Source organism: Pseudomonas sp. URIL14HWK12:I6 (assembly GCF_000514195.1).
Lineage (GTDB): Bacteria > Pseudomonadota > Gammaproteobacteria > Pseudomonadales > Pseudomonadaceae > Aquipseudomonas > Aquipseudomonas putida_A.
This window is the reverse complement of record NZ_AZVL01000003.1, coordinates 438,757-454,481: the sequence shown is the minus strand read 5'-3', so window position 1 is coordinate 454,481 and position 15,725 is coordinate 438,757. Positions and strand designations below refer to the sequence as shown.

Genomic DNA, 15,725 nt, shown 5'->3' with positions numbered 1-15,725 from the left:
CTGATTCATTCTTTGGACGCCAGTTCGGTGCCGGGAATAGTCAGGTGCTGGCCGATCTTCAGCTCATCGCTACTGAGGTTGTTGGCACTGCGCAGCGTCGCGGGGGACACCTGATAACGCACGGCGATCATCGCCAGCGTCTCGCCCGGGCTCACGCGGTGATCGCGCGGGCCTTGGGCGATCTTGCCGGAGTCACGCAGCCAGGCGATGTAGGTACCCGGTGGCGGATTCTGCTGGAAGAACTGGCGCACGCCGCTGCTGATCGAACGCGCCAGCGCCTGCTGGTGGCTTGAAGCCGAGAGCTTGTTCGCTTCGTTGGCGTTGGAGATGAATCCGGTTTCGACGAGGATCGACGGGATGTCCGGCGACTTCAACACCATGAACCCGGCCTGCTCCACGCGCTGCTTGTGCAACGGAGTCACGCGACCGATGTTGGTCAGAACTTTCTGGCCGACGTTGAGGCTGGAAGTCAGCGAAGCGGTCATCGACAGGTCAAGCAGTACGCCGGCGAGCATGCGGTCCTTGTCGTCGAGGCTGACATTGCCGGCACCACCGATCAGGTCGGAACGGTTTTCGCTGTCGGCCAGCCAACGGGCGGTCTCGGATGTCGCGCCGCGATCGGACAGGGCAAACACCGAGGCACCGAAGGCTGCCGCAGACGGCGCAGCGTCGGCGTGGATCGAAACGAACAGGTCGGCGCCCTTCTTGCGGGCAATTTCGGTACGGCCGCGCAACGGGATGAAGTAGTCGCCGGTACGGGTCAGTTCGGCGCGGAAACCTTTCATGCCGTTGACCTGACGCTGCAGCTCGCGGGCGATCTGCAGCACCACGTCTTTCTCACGCTGGCCGCGCGAGCCGGACGCACCCGGGTCTTCGCCGCCGTGACCGGCGTCGATCACCACAATGATGTCGCGCTTGCCGGCCGGGGCCGGTGGCAACTTGATCGCCGGTTCAGACGGTGTCACCGGCACTGCCGGCACGGTGGCGACCGATGGCGTTGGCGCAGGTGGCGGCGCGGCATCGGCCGGGTTGTCGAACAGGTCGACCACCAGACGGTTGCCATATTGCGCGTTCGGCGCCAGCGAGAAACTTTTCGGGGTGACGGCTTTTTTCAGGTCGATGACCACTCGCAGATCGGTCGGCGTGCGCTGGGCCGAGCGCATCGCGGTGATCGGCGTGTTAGCAGTCGAGACCTTTAACGGCGCCCCCAGGGTGGCGCCATTGATGTCGATCACCAGCCGATCCGGTGCGGTCAGGGTGAAGACGCTGTGCTGCACCGGACCGCTCAGGTCGAAGACCAGTCGCGTGTTGTCCGGCGCCCGCCACAGGCGCACGCTGTTGACCTTTGTCTCGGCCACAGCGTTGACGGTTACTGCCATCAACATCAGTCCAACGGCAGCCACCAACGCGCGAAAGCGCATACCTAACCCCATCATTTAATTGGATTCCAATGCCAAAGCGGCACACCAGGCCTCGCCACGCGAGCCCTGGGATAAAATTTTCAGCGAACGCCCGCTGTCTTGCGGGCTAATGGTAATGGTCAGGTCAGGCTTTGGCAAAAAGCCTGCACCTTTATCGGGCCACTCGATCAGGCACAGGGCATCGTCTTCGAAATAGTCGCGGATCCCGAGAAACTCCAGCTCCTCCGGATCGACCAGGCGATACAGGTCGAAGTGGAAGGCGCGCACATCACCGATCTCGTAGGGTTCGACCAAGGTGAAGGTCGGACTTTTTACCGCGCCGACATGCCCCAGCCCACGAATGATGCCCCGCGACAGGGTGGTTTTGCCCATGCCCAGATTGCCTTCCAGGAAAATCAGGCCGTGGCCCCGGGTAACGCGGGCGATCCGTGCGCCAAAGTCGCTCATGGCCTGTTCATCGGCCAGGTACAGGGTTACTTCAGACACGGTGCATGCTCCTCCAACAACTGACGAATGACTGGAATCAGATCACTGGCCGCCAGTCCACGGCCGAATTTACCTTGTTGCGCGCCGGCATTGGCGTGCAGCCAGACTGCCAGGCACGCGGCATCGAAGCCGTTCATGCCTTGGGCCAACAACGCGCCAGTCAAGCCGGCGAGTACGTCGCCCAGGCCGGCGGTGGCCATGGCCGGATGGCCTTGATGACACAGCGCCAGACGCCCATCGGGGTGGGCGATCAGGCTGCCGGCGCCTTTGAGCACGACGACGGCCGAGTATTTTTTGCTCAACGCCCGCGCGGCGGCCGGACGATCTGCCTGCACCTCGGTAGTGCTGATCCCTAACAGGCGCGCCGCCTCGCCCGGATGCGGGGTGATCACGCATTCCTCGGGCAGACTGACAAATCCGCTCGCCAGCAGATTCAATGCGTCGGCGTCCCAAACCTGTGGCAGCGGCGCATTGGCGGCAGCGGACAACAGTGCCCGCCCCCAACTCGCCTGTCCGAGTCCCGGACCAACCACCAGCACCGAAACCTTTTCCAGCAGCCCCATCAACTGATTGGCCGACGACGTGCCGAGCACCATGACTTCCGGCATCCGCGTCAGTGCTGCCGGGACATGTTCCGCACGGGTTGCCAGCGACACCATCCCGGCGCCACTGCGCAAGGCCGTTTCGCTACTGAGCAGAATCGCCCCGCCAAAACCCTGATCGCCGCCGATCAGCAGCAAGTGCCCGAAGCGCCCTTTGTGTACAGCGGGCGCACGCGGGGCCAATCGTGGAAGATTAGCCGCCGAGAGACGCAGAGCGCTGACAGGAATGTCACGGTAAATGTCGGCGGCGGCTTGCAGATCGTTAAACACCAACGCCCCGACCTGATCCGCCGCCGCCCCGGTGAACAGGCCGAGCTTCAAGCCGATGAAAGTCACGGTAAGGTCAGCGTGAACCGCAACGCCGAGGACATGTCCAGTATCGGCAGACAATCCGGAAGGAATATCCACCGCCACCACCGGCAGGCCACTGGCATTGATCGCCTTGATTGCAGCGGCATACGGCTCACGTACATCGCCGGCCAGCCCGGTGCCGATCAAGGCATCGACAATCACCCCGCGCAGCTCGCTTTGCGCGGTCCAACCCTGCACGGCGACGCCATCGTTGATGGCCTGCGCATAAGCCTGTGCTGCATCGCCCTGCAAACGTTGCGGATCACCGACGGCCAGCACCCGCACCGCCCACCCGGCCCGGTGCGCCAGCGCGGCGATCAGAAAACCATCACCGGCGTTGTTGCCATGCCCGGCCAGCACCGTCATTTCGCTCGCCGACGGCCATTGCCGTACCAGTGCACGCCAGGTCGCGTGCGCGGCGCGCTGCATCAATTCGAAGCCCGGCGTGCCCGCAGCGATCAGCCGCGCATCGAGTGCTCGCACCTGTGCGGCGCCATACAGCGCGTCGGGTAATTGATCTTTCGTGTGCGGCATGCGTCTTCGGGCTCCGATGTCTGGCAGAATTATACGCACCTCAGCTCCGGTTTCTCTCGCCTCATGTCCGCCATCACCACAGATCTACCCACCCTCGCCCAATCGATCAAGGATTGGGGCCGCGAGCTGGGCTTCCAGCAAGTCGGCATCAGCGGTCTGGACCTGGCCGAGCATGAGCAGCACCTGGAGCGCTGGCTCGCCGCCGGCTACCACGGCGAAATGGATTACATGGGCGCCCACGGCAGTAAACGCTCGCATCCGGAGCAACTGGTTCCGGGTACGTTACGCGTGGTTTCGCTGCGCATGGACTACCTGCCCGGCGACACGCAAATGGCGCAAATGCTCGCGCAACCGGAGAAAGCCTACGTTTCGCGTTATGCCTTGGGCCGCGATTACCACAAATTGATCCGTAAACGTGTGCAGCAATTGGCTGACAGGATTCAATCCGAGATCGGCCCGTTCGGTTTTCGCGCCTTCGTCGATAGCGCCCCGGTGCTGGAAAAAGCCATCGCCGAGCAGGCCGGGCTGGGCTGGATCGGTAAAAATACCCTGGTGCTGAACCGCAAGGCCGGCAGTTATTTCTTCTTGAGCGAACTATTCGTCGATCTGCCACTGCCGGTGGACGAACCGCACAGCAGCGAACATTGCGGGCGCTGCACGGCGTGCCTGGACATCTGCCCGACCAACGCCTTCGTCGGCCCCTATGTGCTGGACGCCCGGCGCTGCATCTCGTACCTGACCATCGAGCTGAAAAACGCCATCCCCGAAGACCTGCGCCCACTGATCGGCAACCGCGTATTCGGCTGCGACGACTGCCAGATCGTCTGCCCGTGGAACCGCTTCGCCCGACCCTCCGGGGAAAGCGATTTCAAGCCACGGCACAACCTGGACAACGCCGAACTGGCGGAACTGTTTCTGTGGGACGAGGATAAATTTCTCAGCAGCACCGAAGGCTCACCGCTGCGCCGTGCCGGTTACGAGCGCTGGCTACGCAATCTGGCGGTCGGGCTGGGCAACGCGCCATCGAGCATTCCGGTGCTGGAAGCCTTGAAGGCGCGCCGTGACTACCCATCAGAGCTGGTGCGTGAACATGTTGAGTGGGCGCTGAAACAGCACGCTGAACGCCGTAATTGAGGCTATGCCGGCTTTCTCCACTTGGCTGTGCGCCCCTTACCTGTCGGCTCAATCAGCCCTTCTGCTTTCAGTGATCGTAAAACCAGGCGCACTGTATCGCGACTGACTCCCGGACAGGACTCTTCAATTTCCGAGATGGAAAAAGGGAGGACTCGCTTCAAGGCTTCGTCTCTGATTCGGTCGCTTTTACCACCTCGACGCTTCTCAATCGTACCCACTCGCTCTTCGAACTCTTTGTACGCTCTAAGCAATGCCCCCCAAAAATAATCCATCCATGGCCGAACATCATGCGTGCCCTCGTGCCATCCCTGAGAACTCAGTTCGAGTGTTGCGTAATAGCCCTCCTTTGACTCCTCGAATATCCGTTCAAGACTGATAAATCGCCCGACTCGGTAATCAAATTGATAGAGCAGCAGCAATGTCAGCAGACGAGCGACGCGACCATTTCCGTCAGAGAAGGGGTGTATGCAAAGGAAGTCGAGGACCGTAAGCGGCACTAAAACCAAAGGGTCAGCCAGATTCAATGCCAGCGCCCGGTGGTAATGCCCCAGGGTTTCAGTCACCGCAATAGGGGTCATATGAGCAGGAACAGGTTGGAAGCGAATCCGCGATGAACCATCGGCATGACGCTCGATGATGTCGTTGTTCATCGCCTTCCATTCACCACCATCCTGAGGTAGATAGCGGTAAAGAAGGCTGTGTAATTGTCTAAGTACACCTTCGGAAAATGGCATCCCATCGGCAGATTCATGGATGAGTGACAGTGCGTCCCGATAGCCAGCAATTTCCTGTTCGGATCGGCTCTTGGGATCAGTGTTTTTGCTCATCAGTGACTTCAGCCGCGCTGGCGCGACAGTTACACCCTCCAGTCGGTTAGATGACTCCGTGGATTCGATTACGGCTATCTGCGTAAGCCCTTGGAGGACCTGCGGCGATTGAGCAACGAACAGTTGTTGCTTACCCCGAAACTCTCCCAATGCACGAAGCGTCGCAATCTGAAGACCGTCGAAGCGCAAGGCGTCAAGAAATTCCGGGGTGAGTGAGTGCATGATTCAGGCAGCCGTCTAAATGAGGTAAAAAGACTTAAATAGGGTATTTCATGACAAAATACCCCTTTTAGGCTTTATTTTTTACCCTTTTTAAAGGCGCAGCATCTATTCAACATTCCCGACAGAATATTTCCACGCGCCCGCCAGCGTGACGTCAAGGTGCGTCGTTATAAACGAACTTGGGCATTTCCCAGTGGAAACGAATGGCCAGCAACCGCAACAGAAAACCGCCGAACAGGGTAATCAGAATCGCCTGTTCGCTCGGCACATTCAGGTACAGGCAGAGCATGTAGCACCACGCGGCGGCGAACGAGACGCTGGCGTACAGCTCGCGGCGGAAGATCAGCGGGATGTCGTTGCAGAAGATGTCACGCAGGATGCCGCCGAAGACGCCGGTGATCACACCGCTGACCGAGGCCACCAGCATGCCGTGGCCCATTTCCAGAGCGGTCATGCAGCCGATCAGGGTGAACGCCACCAGACCGACCGCATCAAGCACCAGAAACAGTGAGCGCAGATGACGCATCCAGCGTGCGGTGAATACAGTGAGCATCGCGGCGGCCGAAGTCAGCACCAGGTATTCCGGGTGCTTGACCCACGTCAGCGGATAATGCCCCAGCAACACGTCACGTACCGAACCGCCGCCCAATGCCGTGACGCAGGCGATCAACACCACCCCGAACCAGTCCATGCCGCGCCGCCCGGCAGACAGCGCGCCGGTCATGGCTTCAGCGGTAATGGCGATCAGATAGAGCATCAGCAACATGGCGGCGGTCCTGGCAGGAAGGCGCGCAGTCTAGCCATTTCAGCGCCGCACCAGAAGGGGGCGCGCTCCGGGATGCATTTCTGACTTGAATCTTACGGGACTCTGACGCCCTCTTCGCGAGCAAGCCCGCTCCCACAGGGGGAACGCATTCCAAATGGTGGGAGCGGGCTTGCTCGCGAAGACGTCAGGGCAGACACCCCTCAATCAGAACTTGATGAAATGCTTGCGGTAGTGCTGCAGCTCGGCGATCGACTCGCGGATGTCGTCCAGCGCCAGGTGAGTGCTGCCCTTCTTGAAGCTGTCGCGCACGTCCGGTGCCCAGCGTGCGGCCAGCTCTTTGAGCGTCGACACGTCGAGGTTGCGGTAGTGAAAGTAGCTTTCCAGTGCCTTCATGTGGGTATAAAGGAAGCGACGATCCTGGCAGATGCTGTTGCCGCAGATCGGCGACTTGCCCTTCGGTACCCATTTCTCGAGGAAAGCGATGGTTTCGGCCTCGGCCTCGGCCATGCTGATACGGCTGTCACGCACGCGCTGGGTCAGGCCCGAGTTGCCGTGGGTGCGGGTGTTCCACTCGTCCATGCGGGCGAGCACTTCGTCACTGTGGTGAATGGCGATCACCGGGCCTTCGGCCAGGGTGTTCAGGTCACTGTCGGTGACGATGGTCGCCATTTCGATGATGACGTCGTTTTCCGGATCCAGACCGGTCATTTCCAGGTCGATCCAGATCAGGTTCTGCGGGTTTTGCATATTCGGGCTCCTAGGCAATGCTGCGCAGTTTAGCCTAGGCCGGTGCCCGGGCGTGCTAAACTCGCGGCCGTTTTACCTAATCGCTGCATTCTTCAGACGGAACACCCATGGCCAAACGCCAACTCAATCGTCGTCAAAACTGGCGCATCGAAAAGATTCAGGGCGAGCGCGCCGCGCGCGCTGCCAAACGCGAGTCCTCGGCGGTAGAAGCCCTCGAAGGCGGCGACCTCGGCCCAGAGCAGCACGGCCTGGTGATCGCCCACTTCGGCGTACAGGTCGAAGTCGAGGCTGTGGACGGCGAACTGGCTGGCCAGGTTTTCCGTTGCCACTTGCGCGCCAACCTGCCGGCGCTGGTGACTGGTGATCGGGTGGTCTGGCGCGCCGGCAACCAGGGCATCGGGGTGATCGTCGCGCAACTGCCGCGCAACACCGAACTCTGCCGCCCGGACAGCCGTGGCCAGCTCAAGCCAGTGGCCGCTAACGTCGACATGATCGTCATCGTCTTCGCACCGTTGCCCGAGCCGCATGCCAACCTGATCGACCGCTACCTGGTCGCCGCCGAACACGCCGGCATCCGCCCGTTGCTGTTGCTGAACAAGTTCGACCTGATCGACGAGCAGAACGCCCCGGCACTCAACGCCCTGCTGGCGGTGTACCGCACGCTGGGTTATCCGGTGCTGGAAGTCTCGGCGCATCACGGCAATGGCATGGAACAGTTGCAGAAGCAGCTCGACGGGCGCATCAGCGTGTTCGTCGGCCAGTCCGGCGTCGGCAAGTCGTCGCTGGTCAACAGCCTGCTGCCGGAAGTCGAGACCCGCGTCGGCCCGTTGTCGGAGCTGTCCGGTCAGGGCACGCACACCACGACCACCGCACGCCTGTTCCACTTCCCAGGCGGCGGCGAGCTGATCGACTCCCCGGGTATCCGTGAGTTCGGTCTGGGCCACGTCAGCCGCGCCGACGTCGAAGCCGGTTTCATCGAGTTCAACGACCTGCTCGGCACCTGCCGCTTCCGCGACTGCAAGCACGATCGCGAACCCGGTTGCGCACTGCTCAAGGCCCTGGAAGACGGCCGCGTGCAGCAGCAGCGGATGAACAGCTACCGCTCGATCATCGCCAGCCTGCCGGAAAACGGCTACTAAACATCTGCACCGGCAGCCTCTCGCCCGAGGGTTGCCGGATGTCGGACCGCGCCTGACAAATCCTCGATTCCGTTAAACGTCAGACTTTTCTGACAGACTCGTTCGCACCTGTTTGCAGGACATTTCTCTTTCACCGCCCAGCCCTTGTAGGCTCGCGTCAGATGCCTAGATTGGGGTCCTCCTTCGCACCTTCGCGACCTTCGAGGAACCCCATGCAGACCTACCATTTGTTCATCAGCCATTCGTGGAACTACGCCCACGCTCACGACAATCTGGTACGCCTGCTCGGCGCCAGACCGGATTTCAGTTTCAAGAATTTTTCCGTGCCGCCGCACAACCCGATCATGGGCGCGCAGACCGACAAGCAACTCGAAGAAGCCATCGAGAACAAGATTCGCCCGTGCTCGGCGGTGCTGATCATGGCCGGGATGTATTCGACCTACAGCAAGTGGATCAACAAGGAAATCGAGATCGCCAAGCGCATGGGCAAAGTGATCATCGCGATCAAGCCGTTCGGCGCCGAGCGTATTTCCAGCGTCGTGCGTGAGGCGGCGCACGCCGAGTGCGCGTGGAACACCAACAGCATCATCGGTGCGATCCGTCAGCACACGGCGGTGTAACCATGCGCAAGGGACTGTTTATCGGCATCAACCACTACGACCACGTCTCGCCCTTGAGCGGCTGTAACAACGACGCCATGGCCATGGCGTCGGTGCTGGAGCGTCATGCCAACGGGCGACCGAACTTCAGCAGCAAAGTGCTGACTTCAGCCGAAGAAAAACTCACGCTCAGCCACATGAAACAGCAGATCCAGAGCCTGTTCTCAGGCGATTGTGACGTGGCACTGCTGTACTTCGCCGGCCATGGTCAGTTTGACACCAGCATCGACGAAGGACTCCTGATTCCCCAGGACTATCAGCCTGGCGGAGACGGGATCCGCATCAGCGACATTCTGGAGTGGGCTGACAAGGCCCCGCACATCAAGAACAAAATCATCATTCTCGATTGCTGCCAGGCCGGCGCAGCAGGCGCCATGCGCAATCTGCGTGGCGGCAGCAGTGTGATCGGCGAAGGCGTGACCATTCTCACGGCCTGCAAAAAAGAGCAGTACGCCCTGGAAAGTCGCGGTCATGGCGTATTCACGGATCTGTTGCTGCAAGCGCTGCACGGCGGCGCTGCCAACGTACTCGGCAAGGTCACCCCCGGTAGCGTTTACTCGTTTGTCGACAATGCGCTGGGCGCCTGGGAACAGCGTCCGGTGTTCAAGACCAATGTCTCGCAGTTTGTGCCGTTACGCGAGGTCGCACCGCTGATTGCCGAGGAAACCCTGCGCAAACTCAAGGACTGGTTCCCGGAGCCGAGCTTCGTTTTCAGACTCGATCCCAGCTACGAGCCCACCGAAGCACTGTTCGACCCCGAGCACGGCGACATTTTCAAGCAACTGCAAATGTGCAATCGCCACAGCCTGATCGAACCGGTGGATGCCGAGCACATGTACTACGCCGCCATTAACTCCACGGGCTGCCGCCTCACGGCGCTCGGCGCCTACTACCGTGAACTCGCCCTCAAAGGACACTTCTGATGCCCGTATTCATCAGCTACCGCCACATGGATCGCCCGCAGGCCATGGCGATCAATGCGCAATTGATGCAGGCCAATATCAAAACCTACCTCGACGTGCTCGACCCAGAATCGCAGACCACCGATGACATCACCGGGGTGATCACCCGCAACATCACCGAATGCACGCACCTGCTGGCAGTGGTTTCGGAAAAAACCGCGTTGTCGTGGTGGGTGCCGTTCGAAATCGGCGAAGCGACGATCAGCAACCGACGGATCTGCTCGTTCCGCACCGGGCCGGCAAAGCTGCCGGAGTATCTGGACAAGTGGCCGAAGCTGAGCACGGCCAGTGATCTGAATTTCTTCATCGATGCCTATCGTGAAGAAGTATCGAGCAAGCGCTCGATGACGCTGGATTCGAGCAACGAATCCTTCAGCGGCACCTATAAGCGCAACGCCGATCTTTTCCATGAACAACTGAAGAACCGGATTCGGCGCGGTTTCTGAGGCCAATCGACAGCCACAAAAAAGCCGACATCACTGTCGGCTTTTTTGTCGGTCACTGCTTCGGCGCGGGGGCCGGCGCAGCAGCTGGTGGAGCTGTTGGCGCTGGCGCCGCAGTCCCCGGCGCGGCCGGTTTCGGTGCGGCGTCGTCGAACAGGTTCAGGCGTTCGCGCAACTCGTGTGCCGGCACCGGTTGCTGGTCCGCCGGCAGCGCGTTCGGATCGACCGGCGTCGCCGGAGCGGCGCCGTTCTGACCTTCGGCGGCGGGCTTGGCCGCGTCGGCACCTTGCGAACCTTCGATGGCGGCCTGGGCCTTTTTGGTCAGGACCACGATGTCGATGCGGCGGTTGACCGGGTTGAACGGGTTTTCCTTGTCGAACAGCGCCGACGAGGCATAACCGACAACCCGCGCCACCTGCGAATCCGGATAGCTCCCGGCCACCAGCGCACGCCGTGCTGCGTTGGCACGGTTGGCCGAGAGCTCCCAGTTGCCGAAATCGCCGGTGCCGATGTACGGCTTGGCGTCGGTGTGGCCGCTGATGCTGATCTTGTTCGGCACCGCTTTGATGGTGTCGGCCATGGCCAGCAGGATGTCTTCGAAGTACGGCTTCAGACGTGCCGAGCCCGAGTCGAACATCGGCCGGTTTTCCGCGTCCATGATCTGGATGCGCAAGCCGTTCGGGGTGATCTCGAACAGGATCTGATCCTTGAACTTCTGCAGCTGCGGGTTCTCGTCGACCTTGTTCTGCAGTTCTTGCAGCAACAGCTCCAGGCGTTCTTTCTCGACCTGCTCGGCCATGCCTTCGACCTGCTCGGTGTCGACCGTGACCTTGTCCGGTTGCGGCTGCGACTTCACCTCAGGGTTGAGGGTGTTTTCCGGTGCCAGGGTCGGCGTGCCACCCAGATCGATGATGTACGGCGTACCGCTTTCGGAGAAGCCGACCGGATCCTTGAAGTAACCGGCGATGGCGATCTTCTGCTCAGGCGTTGCGGTGGACAGCAGCCACAACACCAGGAAGAACGCCATCATCGCCGTGGCGAAGTCGGCGAAGGCGATTTTCCACGCCCCGCCGTGGTGCCCACCGGCTATGCGCTTGACGCGCTTGATGATTATCGGCTGATTATTTTCCATGGCTTAGCGACCGCGAACGGCTTGTTCCAGCTCGGCAAAGCTTGGACGGTGCGCCGGGTACAGAACCTTGCGCCCGAACTCCACGGCCAGCGATGGCGGCATACCGGAAGCCGACGCTACCAGCGAGGCCTTGATGGCTTCGTAGACGTTCAGTTCTTCCTTGGCATCGTGCGCCAGGGAATGCGCCAACGGCCCGAAGAAACCGTAGGCCGCGAGAATACCGAAGAAGGTACCGACCAGTGCCGCACCCACGTGCAGGCCGATGGATTTCTGATCGCCTTCACCCAGGGACGCCATGGTCACCACGATACCCAGTACCGCCGCGACGATACCGAAACCGGGCATGGCGTCGGCGATGCCGTTCACCGCATGGGACGGGTGCTCGAGGTCTTCCTTGAGGCTGTAGAGTTCCATGTCGAACAGGCCTTCCAGCTCATGCGGAGCCATGTTGCCGGAGGACATGATGCGCAGGTAATCGCAGATGAACGCGGTCATGCGTTCGTCTTTGAGCACGGCCGGGTACTTGGCGAAGATCGGGCTCGCAGCAGCGTCTTCGATGTCGCCTTCGATGGCCATCATGCCTTCGCGGCGGCTCTTGTTGAGGATCTCGTAGATCAGGCCGAGCACTTCCAGATAGAACGTGTGGCTGAAGCGCGAACTGAACATGCTCAGGGATTTCTTGAGCACGTGCATCGTCATGTAACCGGGGTTGGCCTGGAGGAATGCACCGAGGGCCGCACCACCGATGATCATCACCTCGAAGGGCTGGATCAGGGCGGCAATTTTGCCGTGGGAGAGCACGTATCCGCCGAGCACGCTCGCGAATACGACGATGATGCCGATAATTTTAGCCATAGGTAGAAAGTACTTATTTAAGTCGGGTTCAAGGTCATATTCGGAAGTTAAAAAATCTCTTCTTCTACTTATCGGCAAAACTGCGCCAGACTATAGCCAGTTCAGGCGAAAAGCCAATTTAGCCCATGCCGGGCGCGTCTACAGTCAGTGAAGATCTCGTCCAGACATGGCTAATGAAACGAACGTCCCACACGAAAAACCGACCACGCTCGAGGGCTGGGTCAAACTGCTCGATGGCGTGCGCCTGCCCGTGCCGCAAGAGGCTCACGACAAGGTTTGTCGGGCGATCCGCGACAACCGCAGCTCGTTGCGCGATATCGCCGACCTGATGCAGGACAGCCCGGCGCTGGCCTTGAGCATCATCCGTGAGGCAAATCGTCACACCCACGGCACCATGGCCGCTCCGGCGGAAAATCTCGAGGTGGCGATCAACCGTCTGGGCCTGGCGCGTACCGAAGAATTGCTCGCGCGTCTACCGGTGGAACCGCAGATGCAGATCCCCAAAGCGTTGCGCCAACTGCAGATGATCAGCCAGCACGCGACACAACAGGCCAACGGTTTTTTCGCCAGCCGCCTCGCACGCCTGTGGCAGGACATTCACTGGGGCAGCCTGTTGTTTCTGTCGCCGTTATGGCCGCTGGCGCTGACGTTTCCCGAATTGCTCGAAGAGTGGGAGCTGCGGGTTATCCACAAGGGCGAATCGGCGCGCACGGTCGAGAAGCAACTGTTTGGCGTGCGCCTGCTGAAGATCGCCGAAGCGCTGGTGCAAGTCTGGCACCTGCCGATCTGGGTGCAGCAGGGTTATAAACTGCTGCTCAGCGAACAGCGCGAACTGGTGAAAGTTCTGCGCATCGCCCGCGACAGCGAACATCCGTTGCGCCAGCAGAATCGCCTCGACGACGATCCGACCCTGCGCCGCTGGCTCAACCAACCGGCCAACACCGTGTTGCTGGCCAACGGCCTGGCGCTGTCGGCACAACAGGCCTGGGACAGTCCGCACAGCGAGCGCTGGCAGTACCTGACCAGCCTTTATCTGCAAATCTCGATGGACGAAGTGCAGCAGCAACTGCACCAGCAAGCCGCCAACAGCGCGCGCCAGCATGCCATGCCCGATCTGTGGCACCCGGCCGTTTCATTATTATGGCCATGGGGCACCCATCGCTTGCCGGCCGGGATGCTGCCGGCGGCGGCGCCGAATGCCGAGGATCTGACTCAATGGCGCCGGCAATGCGCCGAACTGCTGGCCGAGCCGAGCCGCTTCACCAATGCCATGAGCCTGACCGTCGCCGCCCGTGATGCGCTGGTCGCCAGCGGCATGCGCCGGGTGATGATTCTGATGGCCGACCGCACGCAATCGAATCTGCGAGTGAACCAGACCTTCGGTTTGCCGAAGGAAGCCGGCGCGCTGAACTTTGTCGTCAGTCAGAGCAAAGTCTTGCAGCGCCTGCTCGCACAACAGGCACAGGTGCGGATCAACCCCGAGAACAACGCACAATTTTCCGCATTGTTGCCGCCGGGCCTGCGTGCGCTGTTCCGTGGCGAGCATCTGTTCCTGCGTTCGCTGGTCAATAACGGCCGGGTGATCATGATCGTCGTCGCCGACCAGGGCGGTGGGCCGTTCGCCGACATCAGCGTGCAGGCTTTCGGCAAAACCGCGCAGTGCATCGAAAAGGCCCTGCACAGCTTTAGCAGCCGTGGCCGATGAGGCTGCGCTACAATCCCCCCCTTTGTGCTCTGGAGACCTCACATGTCTGACTTCTCTGGCTTGCCGCTCGTCATCGAGCCGAGCGACCTGCTCCCGCGTCTCGATTCCCCTGAACTGATTCTGGTGGATCTGACCAGCCCTGCCCGTTATGCCGAAGGTCACCTTCCCGGCGCACGCTTTGTCGACCCCAAGCGCACCCAGCTCGGCCAGCCACCGGCGCCGGGGCTGCTGCCGGCCAAAGCCGATCTGGAGGCGTTGTTCGGTGAGCTGGGGCATCGTCCGGACGCGGTTTACGTGGTCTACGACGACGAGGGTGGTGGCTGGGCCGGGCGTTTCATCTGGCTGCTCGACGTGATCGGTCATGACAAATACCACTACATCGACGGCGGTTTGCCGGCATGGCTGAAAGCGGGCATGCCGATGTCGATCCAGGTACCGCCTGCAGTGGGCGGCCCGGTGGCGCTGACCCTGCACGACGAGCCGACGGCAACCCGTGAATATCTGCAAAGTCGTCTCGGCGCCACCGATCTGGCGATCTGGGATGCCCGTGGGCCACTGGAATATTCCGGTGAGAAAGTGCTGGCCGCCAAGGGTGGACACATCCCCGGTGCGGTGAACTTCGAGTGGACCGCCGGCATGGACAAGGCGCGTCAATTGCGAATCCGCACGGACATGCCGCAGATCCTCGAAGACCTCGGGATCACCAAGGACAAAGAAATCATTACCCACTGCCAGACCCATCACCGGTCGGGCTTCACTTATCTGGTGGCCAAGTCCCTCGGTTATCCGCGGGTCAAGGGCTACGCCGGTTCCTGGGGCGAATGGGGCAACCACCCTGACACGCCTGTCGAGATTCAAGGTTCTAAGGACAACTAATGAAAGAGCGTCTGTTTATCCTCAGCCAGTACCTGCTGCCTCATCACCTGCTGTCGCGCCTGGCCGGCTGCGTCGCCGAGTGCCGCGTGCGCTGGTTCAAGAATGCCTTCACCCAGTGGTTCGCCAAGCGTTATCAGGTGGACATGTCGCAAGCGCTGGTCGAAGACCTGACCGCCTACGAGCACTTCAACGCGTTCTTCACCCGTGCCCTGAAAGACGGCGCGCGGCCACTGGATCAGACTCCGGGCGCGATCCTCAGCCCGGCCGACGGTGCGGTCAGCCAGCTCGGCCCGATCGAACACGGTCGGGTGTTCCAGGCCAAGGGCCACAGCTTCAGCGTGCTGGAACTGCTCGGCGGTGACACTGCGAATGCCGCGCCGTTCATGGGCGGCGACTTCGCCACCATTTACCTGTCGCCGAAGGATTACCACCGCGTGCACATGCCGCTGGCCGGCACCCTGCGCGAGATGGTCTACATCCCGGGCCGGATCTTCTCGGTCAACCAGACCACTGCGGAAAACGTTCCGGAGCTGTTCGCCCGCAACGAGCGTGTAGCATGCATTTTCGACACCGAACGCGGGCCGATGGCCGTGGTGCTGGTCGGCGCGATGATCGTCGCTTCGATCGAAACCGTGTGGGCCGGTCTGGTCACCCCACCGAAGCGCGAACTGAAAACCTTCCGCTACGACGAAGCCGCCCGTGCGCCGATTCATCTGGAAAAAGGTGCGGAACTGGGGCGCTTCAAACTGGGTTCGACGGCGATCGTGCTGTTTGGCCCGGATCAAGTGAAATGGGCTGAAGAACTGGTGGCGGGTTCGCCAGTGCAAATGGGCCAGGCTCTGGCCCTGCCGACGGCCTGAGCCG

Annotated in this window: 16 protein-coding genes; 8 read left to right on the top strand and 8 right to left on the bottom strand. The window is 61.1% G+C overall.

What is annotated here, in order from left to right:
• Positions 1 to 5 precede the first annotated feature (5 nt).
• Genes H043_RS0107990 through H043_RS0107980 form a run of 3 tightly spaced genes read right to left on the bottom strand, consistent with a single transcriptional unit; the run spans position 6 to position 3,394 of the window.
• Positions 6 to 1,433, bottom strand: a complete 1,428-nt coding sequence (locus H043_RS0107990) for an N-acetylmuramoyl-L-alanine amidase (RefSeq protein WP_202370087.1) — start codon at positions 1,431 to 1,433, stop codon at positions 6 to 8.
• A gap of 3 nt (positions 1,434 to 1,436) precedes the next feature.
• Positions 1,437 to 1,907 carry a tRNA (adenosine(37)-N6)-threonylcarbamoyltransferase complex ATPase subunit type 1 TsaE gene (tsaE, locus tag H043_RS0107985; RefSeq protein ID WP_027611413.1) on the bottom strand — a complete coding sequence of 157 codons (471 nt, stop codon included), beginning with the start codon at positions 1,905 to 1,907 and terminating at the stop codon, positions 1,437 to 1,439.
• Entirely contained in the window at positions 1,895 to 3,394 is a 1,500-nt protein-coding gene (locus H043_RS0107980; RefSeq protein WP_027611412.1) for a bifunctional ADP-dependent NAD(P)H-hydrate dehydratase/NAD(P)H-hydrate epimerase, read from the bottom strand. The genes tsaE and H043_RS0107980 overlap by 13 nt, the downstream gene beginning before the upstream one ends.
• Positions 3,395 to 3,457: 63 nt before the next feature.
• Here H043_RS0107980 and queG point away from each other — a divergent pair, with 63 nt between their 5' ends.
• Positions 3,458 to 4,528: a tRNA epoxyqueuosine(34) reductase QueG gene (queG, locus tag H043_RS0107975; protein WP_027611411.1), complete on the top strand. Its 1,071-nt coding sequence runs from the start codon at positions 3,458 to 3,460 to the stop codon at positions 4,526 to 4,528.
• A 2-nt stretch (positions 4,529 to 4,530) separates the two neighbouring features.
• Here the strand turns inward: queG and H043_RS0107970 are convergent, their stop codons facing one another.
• From H043_RS0107970 to orn, 3 genes are all read right to left on the bottom strand, one after another.
• Positions 4,531 to 5,577: a Fic family protein gene (locus H043_RS0107970; protein WP_027611410.1), complete on the bottom strand. Its 1,047-nt coding sequence runs from the start codon at positions 5,575 to 5,577 to the stop codon at positions 4,531 to 4,533.
• 154 nt (positions 5,578 to 5,731) lie between these two features.
• Entirely contained in the window at positions 5,732 to 6,343 is a 612-nt protein-coding gene (locus tag H043_RS0107965; protein ID WP_003221099.1) for a trimeric intracellular cation channel family protein, read from the bottom strand.
• A gap of 204 nt (positions 6,344 to 6,547) precedes the next feature.
• Entirely contained in the window at positions 6,548 to 7,090 is a 543-nt protein-coding gene (gene orn / locus H043_RS0107960) for an oligoribonuclease (RefSeq protein WP_003221098.1), read from the bottom strand.
• A 107-nt stretch (positions 7,091 to 7,197) separates the two neighbouring features.
• On the opposite strand from orn, the gene rsgA reads away from it, so the two are divergent.
• The 4 genes from rsgA (at position 7,198) to H043_RS0107940 (ending at position 10,296) form a co-directional block, all read left to right on the top strand.
• The gene (gene rsgA, locus H043_RS0107955) at positions 7,198 to 8,229 is read left to right on the top strand and encodes a small ribosomal subunit biogenesis GTPase RsgA (protein WP_027611409.1); all 1,032 of its coding nucleotides are present in this window, start codon (positions 7,198 to 7,200) and stop codon (positions 8,227 to 8,229) included.
• 212 nt (positions 8,230 to 8,441) lie between these two features.
• Positions 8,442 to 8,849, top strand: coding sequence for a TIR domain-containing protein (locus H043_RS0107950; RefSeq protein ID WP_027611408.1), 408 nt, complete (start codon positions 8,442 to 8,444; stop codon positions 8,847 to 8,849).
• Positions 8,850 to 8,851: 2 nt separating this feature from the next.
• On the top strand, positions 8,852 to 9,811 hold the full coding sequence (locus H043_RS0107945; protein WP_027611407.1) for a caspase family protein: 960 nt from the start codon (positions 8,852 to 8,854) through the stop codon (positions 9,809 to 9,811).
• Positions 9,811 to 10,296: a toll/interleukin-1 receptor domain-containing protein gene (locus H043_RS0107940; protein WP_027611406.1), complete on the top strand. Its 486-nt coding sequence runs from the start codon at positions 9,811 to 9,813 to the stop codon at positions 10,294 to 10,296. The genes H043_RS0107945 and H043_RS0107940 overlap by 1 nt, the downstream gene beginning before the upstream one ends.
• 52 nt (positions 10,297 to 10,348) lie before the next feature.
• On the opposite strand, the gene motB is transcribed toward H043_RS0107940, so the two are convergent.
• Entirely contained in the window at positions 10,349 to 11,425 is a 1,077-nt protein-coding gene (gene motB, locus H043_RS0107935) for a flagellar motor protein MotB (RefSeq protein WP_027611405.1), read from the bottom strand.
• Between the two features lie 3 nt (positions 11,426 to 11,428).
• Entirely contained in the window at positions 11,429 to 12,280 is an 852-nt protein-coding gene (gene motA / locus H043_RS0107930; protein ID WP_007952169.1) for a flagellar motor stator protein MotA, read from the bottom strand.
• A gap of 166 nt (positions 12,281 to 12,446) precedes the next feature.
• Between motA and H043_RS0107925 the strand changes: the two genes are divergently transcribed.
• Genes H043_RS0107925 through asd form a run of 3 tightly spaced genes read left to right on the top strand, consistent with a single transcriptional unit; the run spans position 12,447 to position 15,721 of the window.
• Positions 12,447 to 13,985 carry an HDOD domain-containing protein gene (locus tag H043_RS0107925; RefSeq protein ID WP_027611404.1) on the top strand — a complete coding sequence of 513 codons (1,539 nt, stop codon included), beginning with the start codon at positions 12,447 to 12,449 and terminating at the stop codon, positions 13,983 to 13,985.
• A gap of 42 nt (positions 13,986 to 14,027) precedes the next feature.
• Positions 14,028 to 14,861: a thiosulfate sulfurtransferase gene (gene rhdA, locus H043_RS0107920; protein WP_027611403.1), complete on the top strand. Its 834-nt coding sequence runs from the start codon at positions 14,028 to 14,030 to the stop codon at positions 14,859 to 14,861.
• Complete coding sequence (asd, locus tag H043_RS0107915) at positions 14,861 to 15,721, top strand: archaetidylserine decarboxylase (RefSeq protein WP_027611402.1); 861 nt, start codon at positions 14,861 to 14,863, stop codon at positions 15,719 to 15,721. The genes rhdA and asd overlap by 1 nt, the downstream gene beginning before the upstream one ends.
• Positions 15,722 to 15,725: the final 4 nt, after the last annotated feature.

Coding starts and splice junctions, on each gene's coding strand:
- H043_RS0107980 (WP_027611412.1), bottom strand. CDS start 3,394: ATGCCGCACACGAAAGATCAATTACCCGACGCGCTGTATGGCGCCGCA.
- H043_RS0107945 (WP_027611407.1), top strand. CDS start 8,852: ATGCGCAAGGGACTGTTTATCGGCATCAACCACTACGACCACGTCTCG.
- H043_RS0107925 (WP_027611404.1), top strand. CDS start 12,447: ATGGCTAATGAAACGAACGTCCCACACGAAAAACCGACCACGCTCGAG.
- rhdA (WP_027611403.1), top strand. CDS start 14,028: ATGTCTGACTTCTCTGGCTTGCCGCTCGTCATCGAGCCGAGCGACCTG.
- H043_RS0107940 (WP_027611406.1), top strand. CDS start 9,811: ATGCCCGTATTCATCAGCTACCGCCACATGGATCGCCCGCAGGCCATG.
- H043_RS0107965 (WP_003221099.1), bottom strand. CDS start 6,343: ATGTTGCTGATGCTCTATCTGATCGCCATTACCGCTGAAGCCATGACC.
- H043_RS0107990 (WP_202370087.1), bottom strand. CDS start 1,433: ATGGGGTTAGGTATGCGCTTTCGCGCGTTGGTGGCTGCCGTTGGACTG.
- motA (WP_007952169.1), bottom strand. CDS start 12,280: ATGGCTAAAATTATCGGCATCATCGTCGTATTCGCGAGCGTGCTCGGC.
- rsgA (WP_027611409.1), top strand. CDS start 7,198: ATGGCCAAACGCCAACTCAATCGTCGTCAAAACTGGCGCATCGAAAAG.
- H043_RS0107970 (WP_027611410.1), bottom strand. CDS start 5,577: ATGCACTCACTCACCCCGGAATTTCTTGACGCCTTGCGCTTCGACGGT.
- orn (WP_003221098.1), bottom strand. CDS start 7,090: ATGCAAAACCCGCAGAACCTGATCTGGATCGACCTGGAAATGACCGGT.
- queG (WP_027611411.1), top strand. CDS start 3,458: ATGTCCGCCATCACCACAGATCTACCCACCCTCGCCCAATCGATCAAG.
- motB (WP_027611405.1), bottom strand. CDS start 11,425: ATGGAAAATAATCAGCCGATAATCATCAAGCGCGTCAAGCGCATAGCC.
- H043_RS0107950 (WP_027611408.1), top strand. CDS start 8,442: ATGCAGACCTACCATTTGTTCATCAGCCATTCGTGGAACTACGCCCAC.
- asd (WP_027611402.1), top strand. CDS start 14,861: ATGAAAGAGCGTCTGTTTATCCTCAGCCAGTACCTGCTGCCTCATCAC.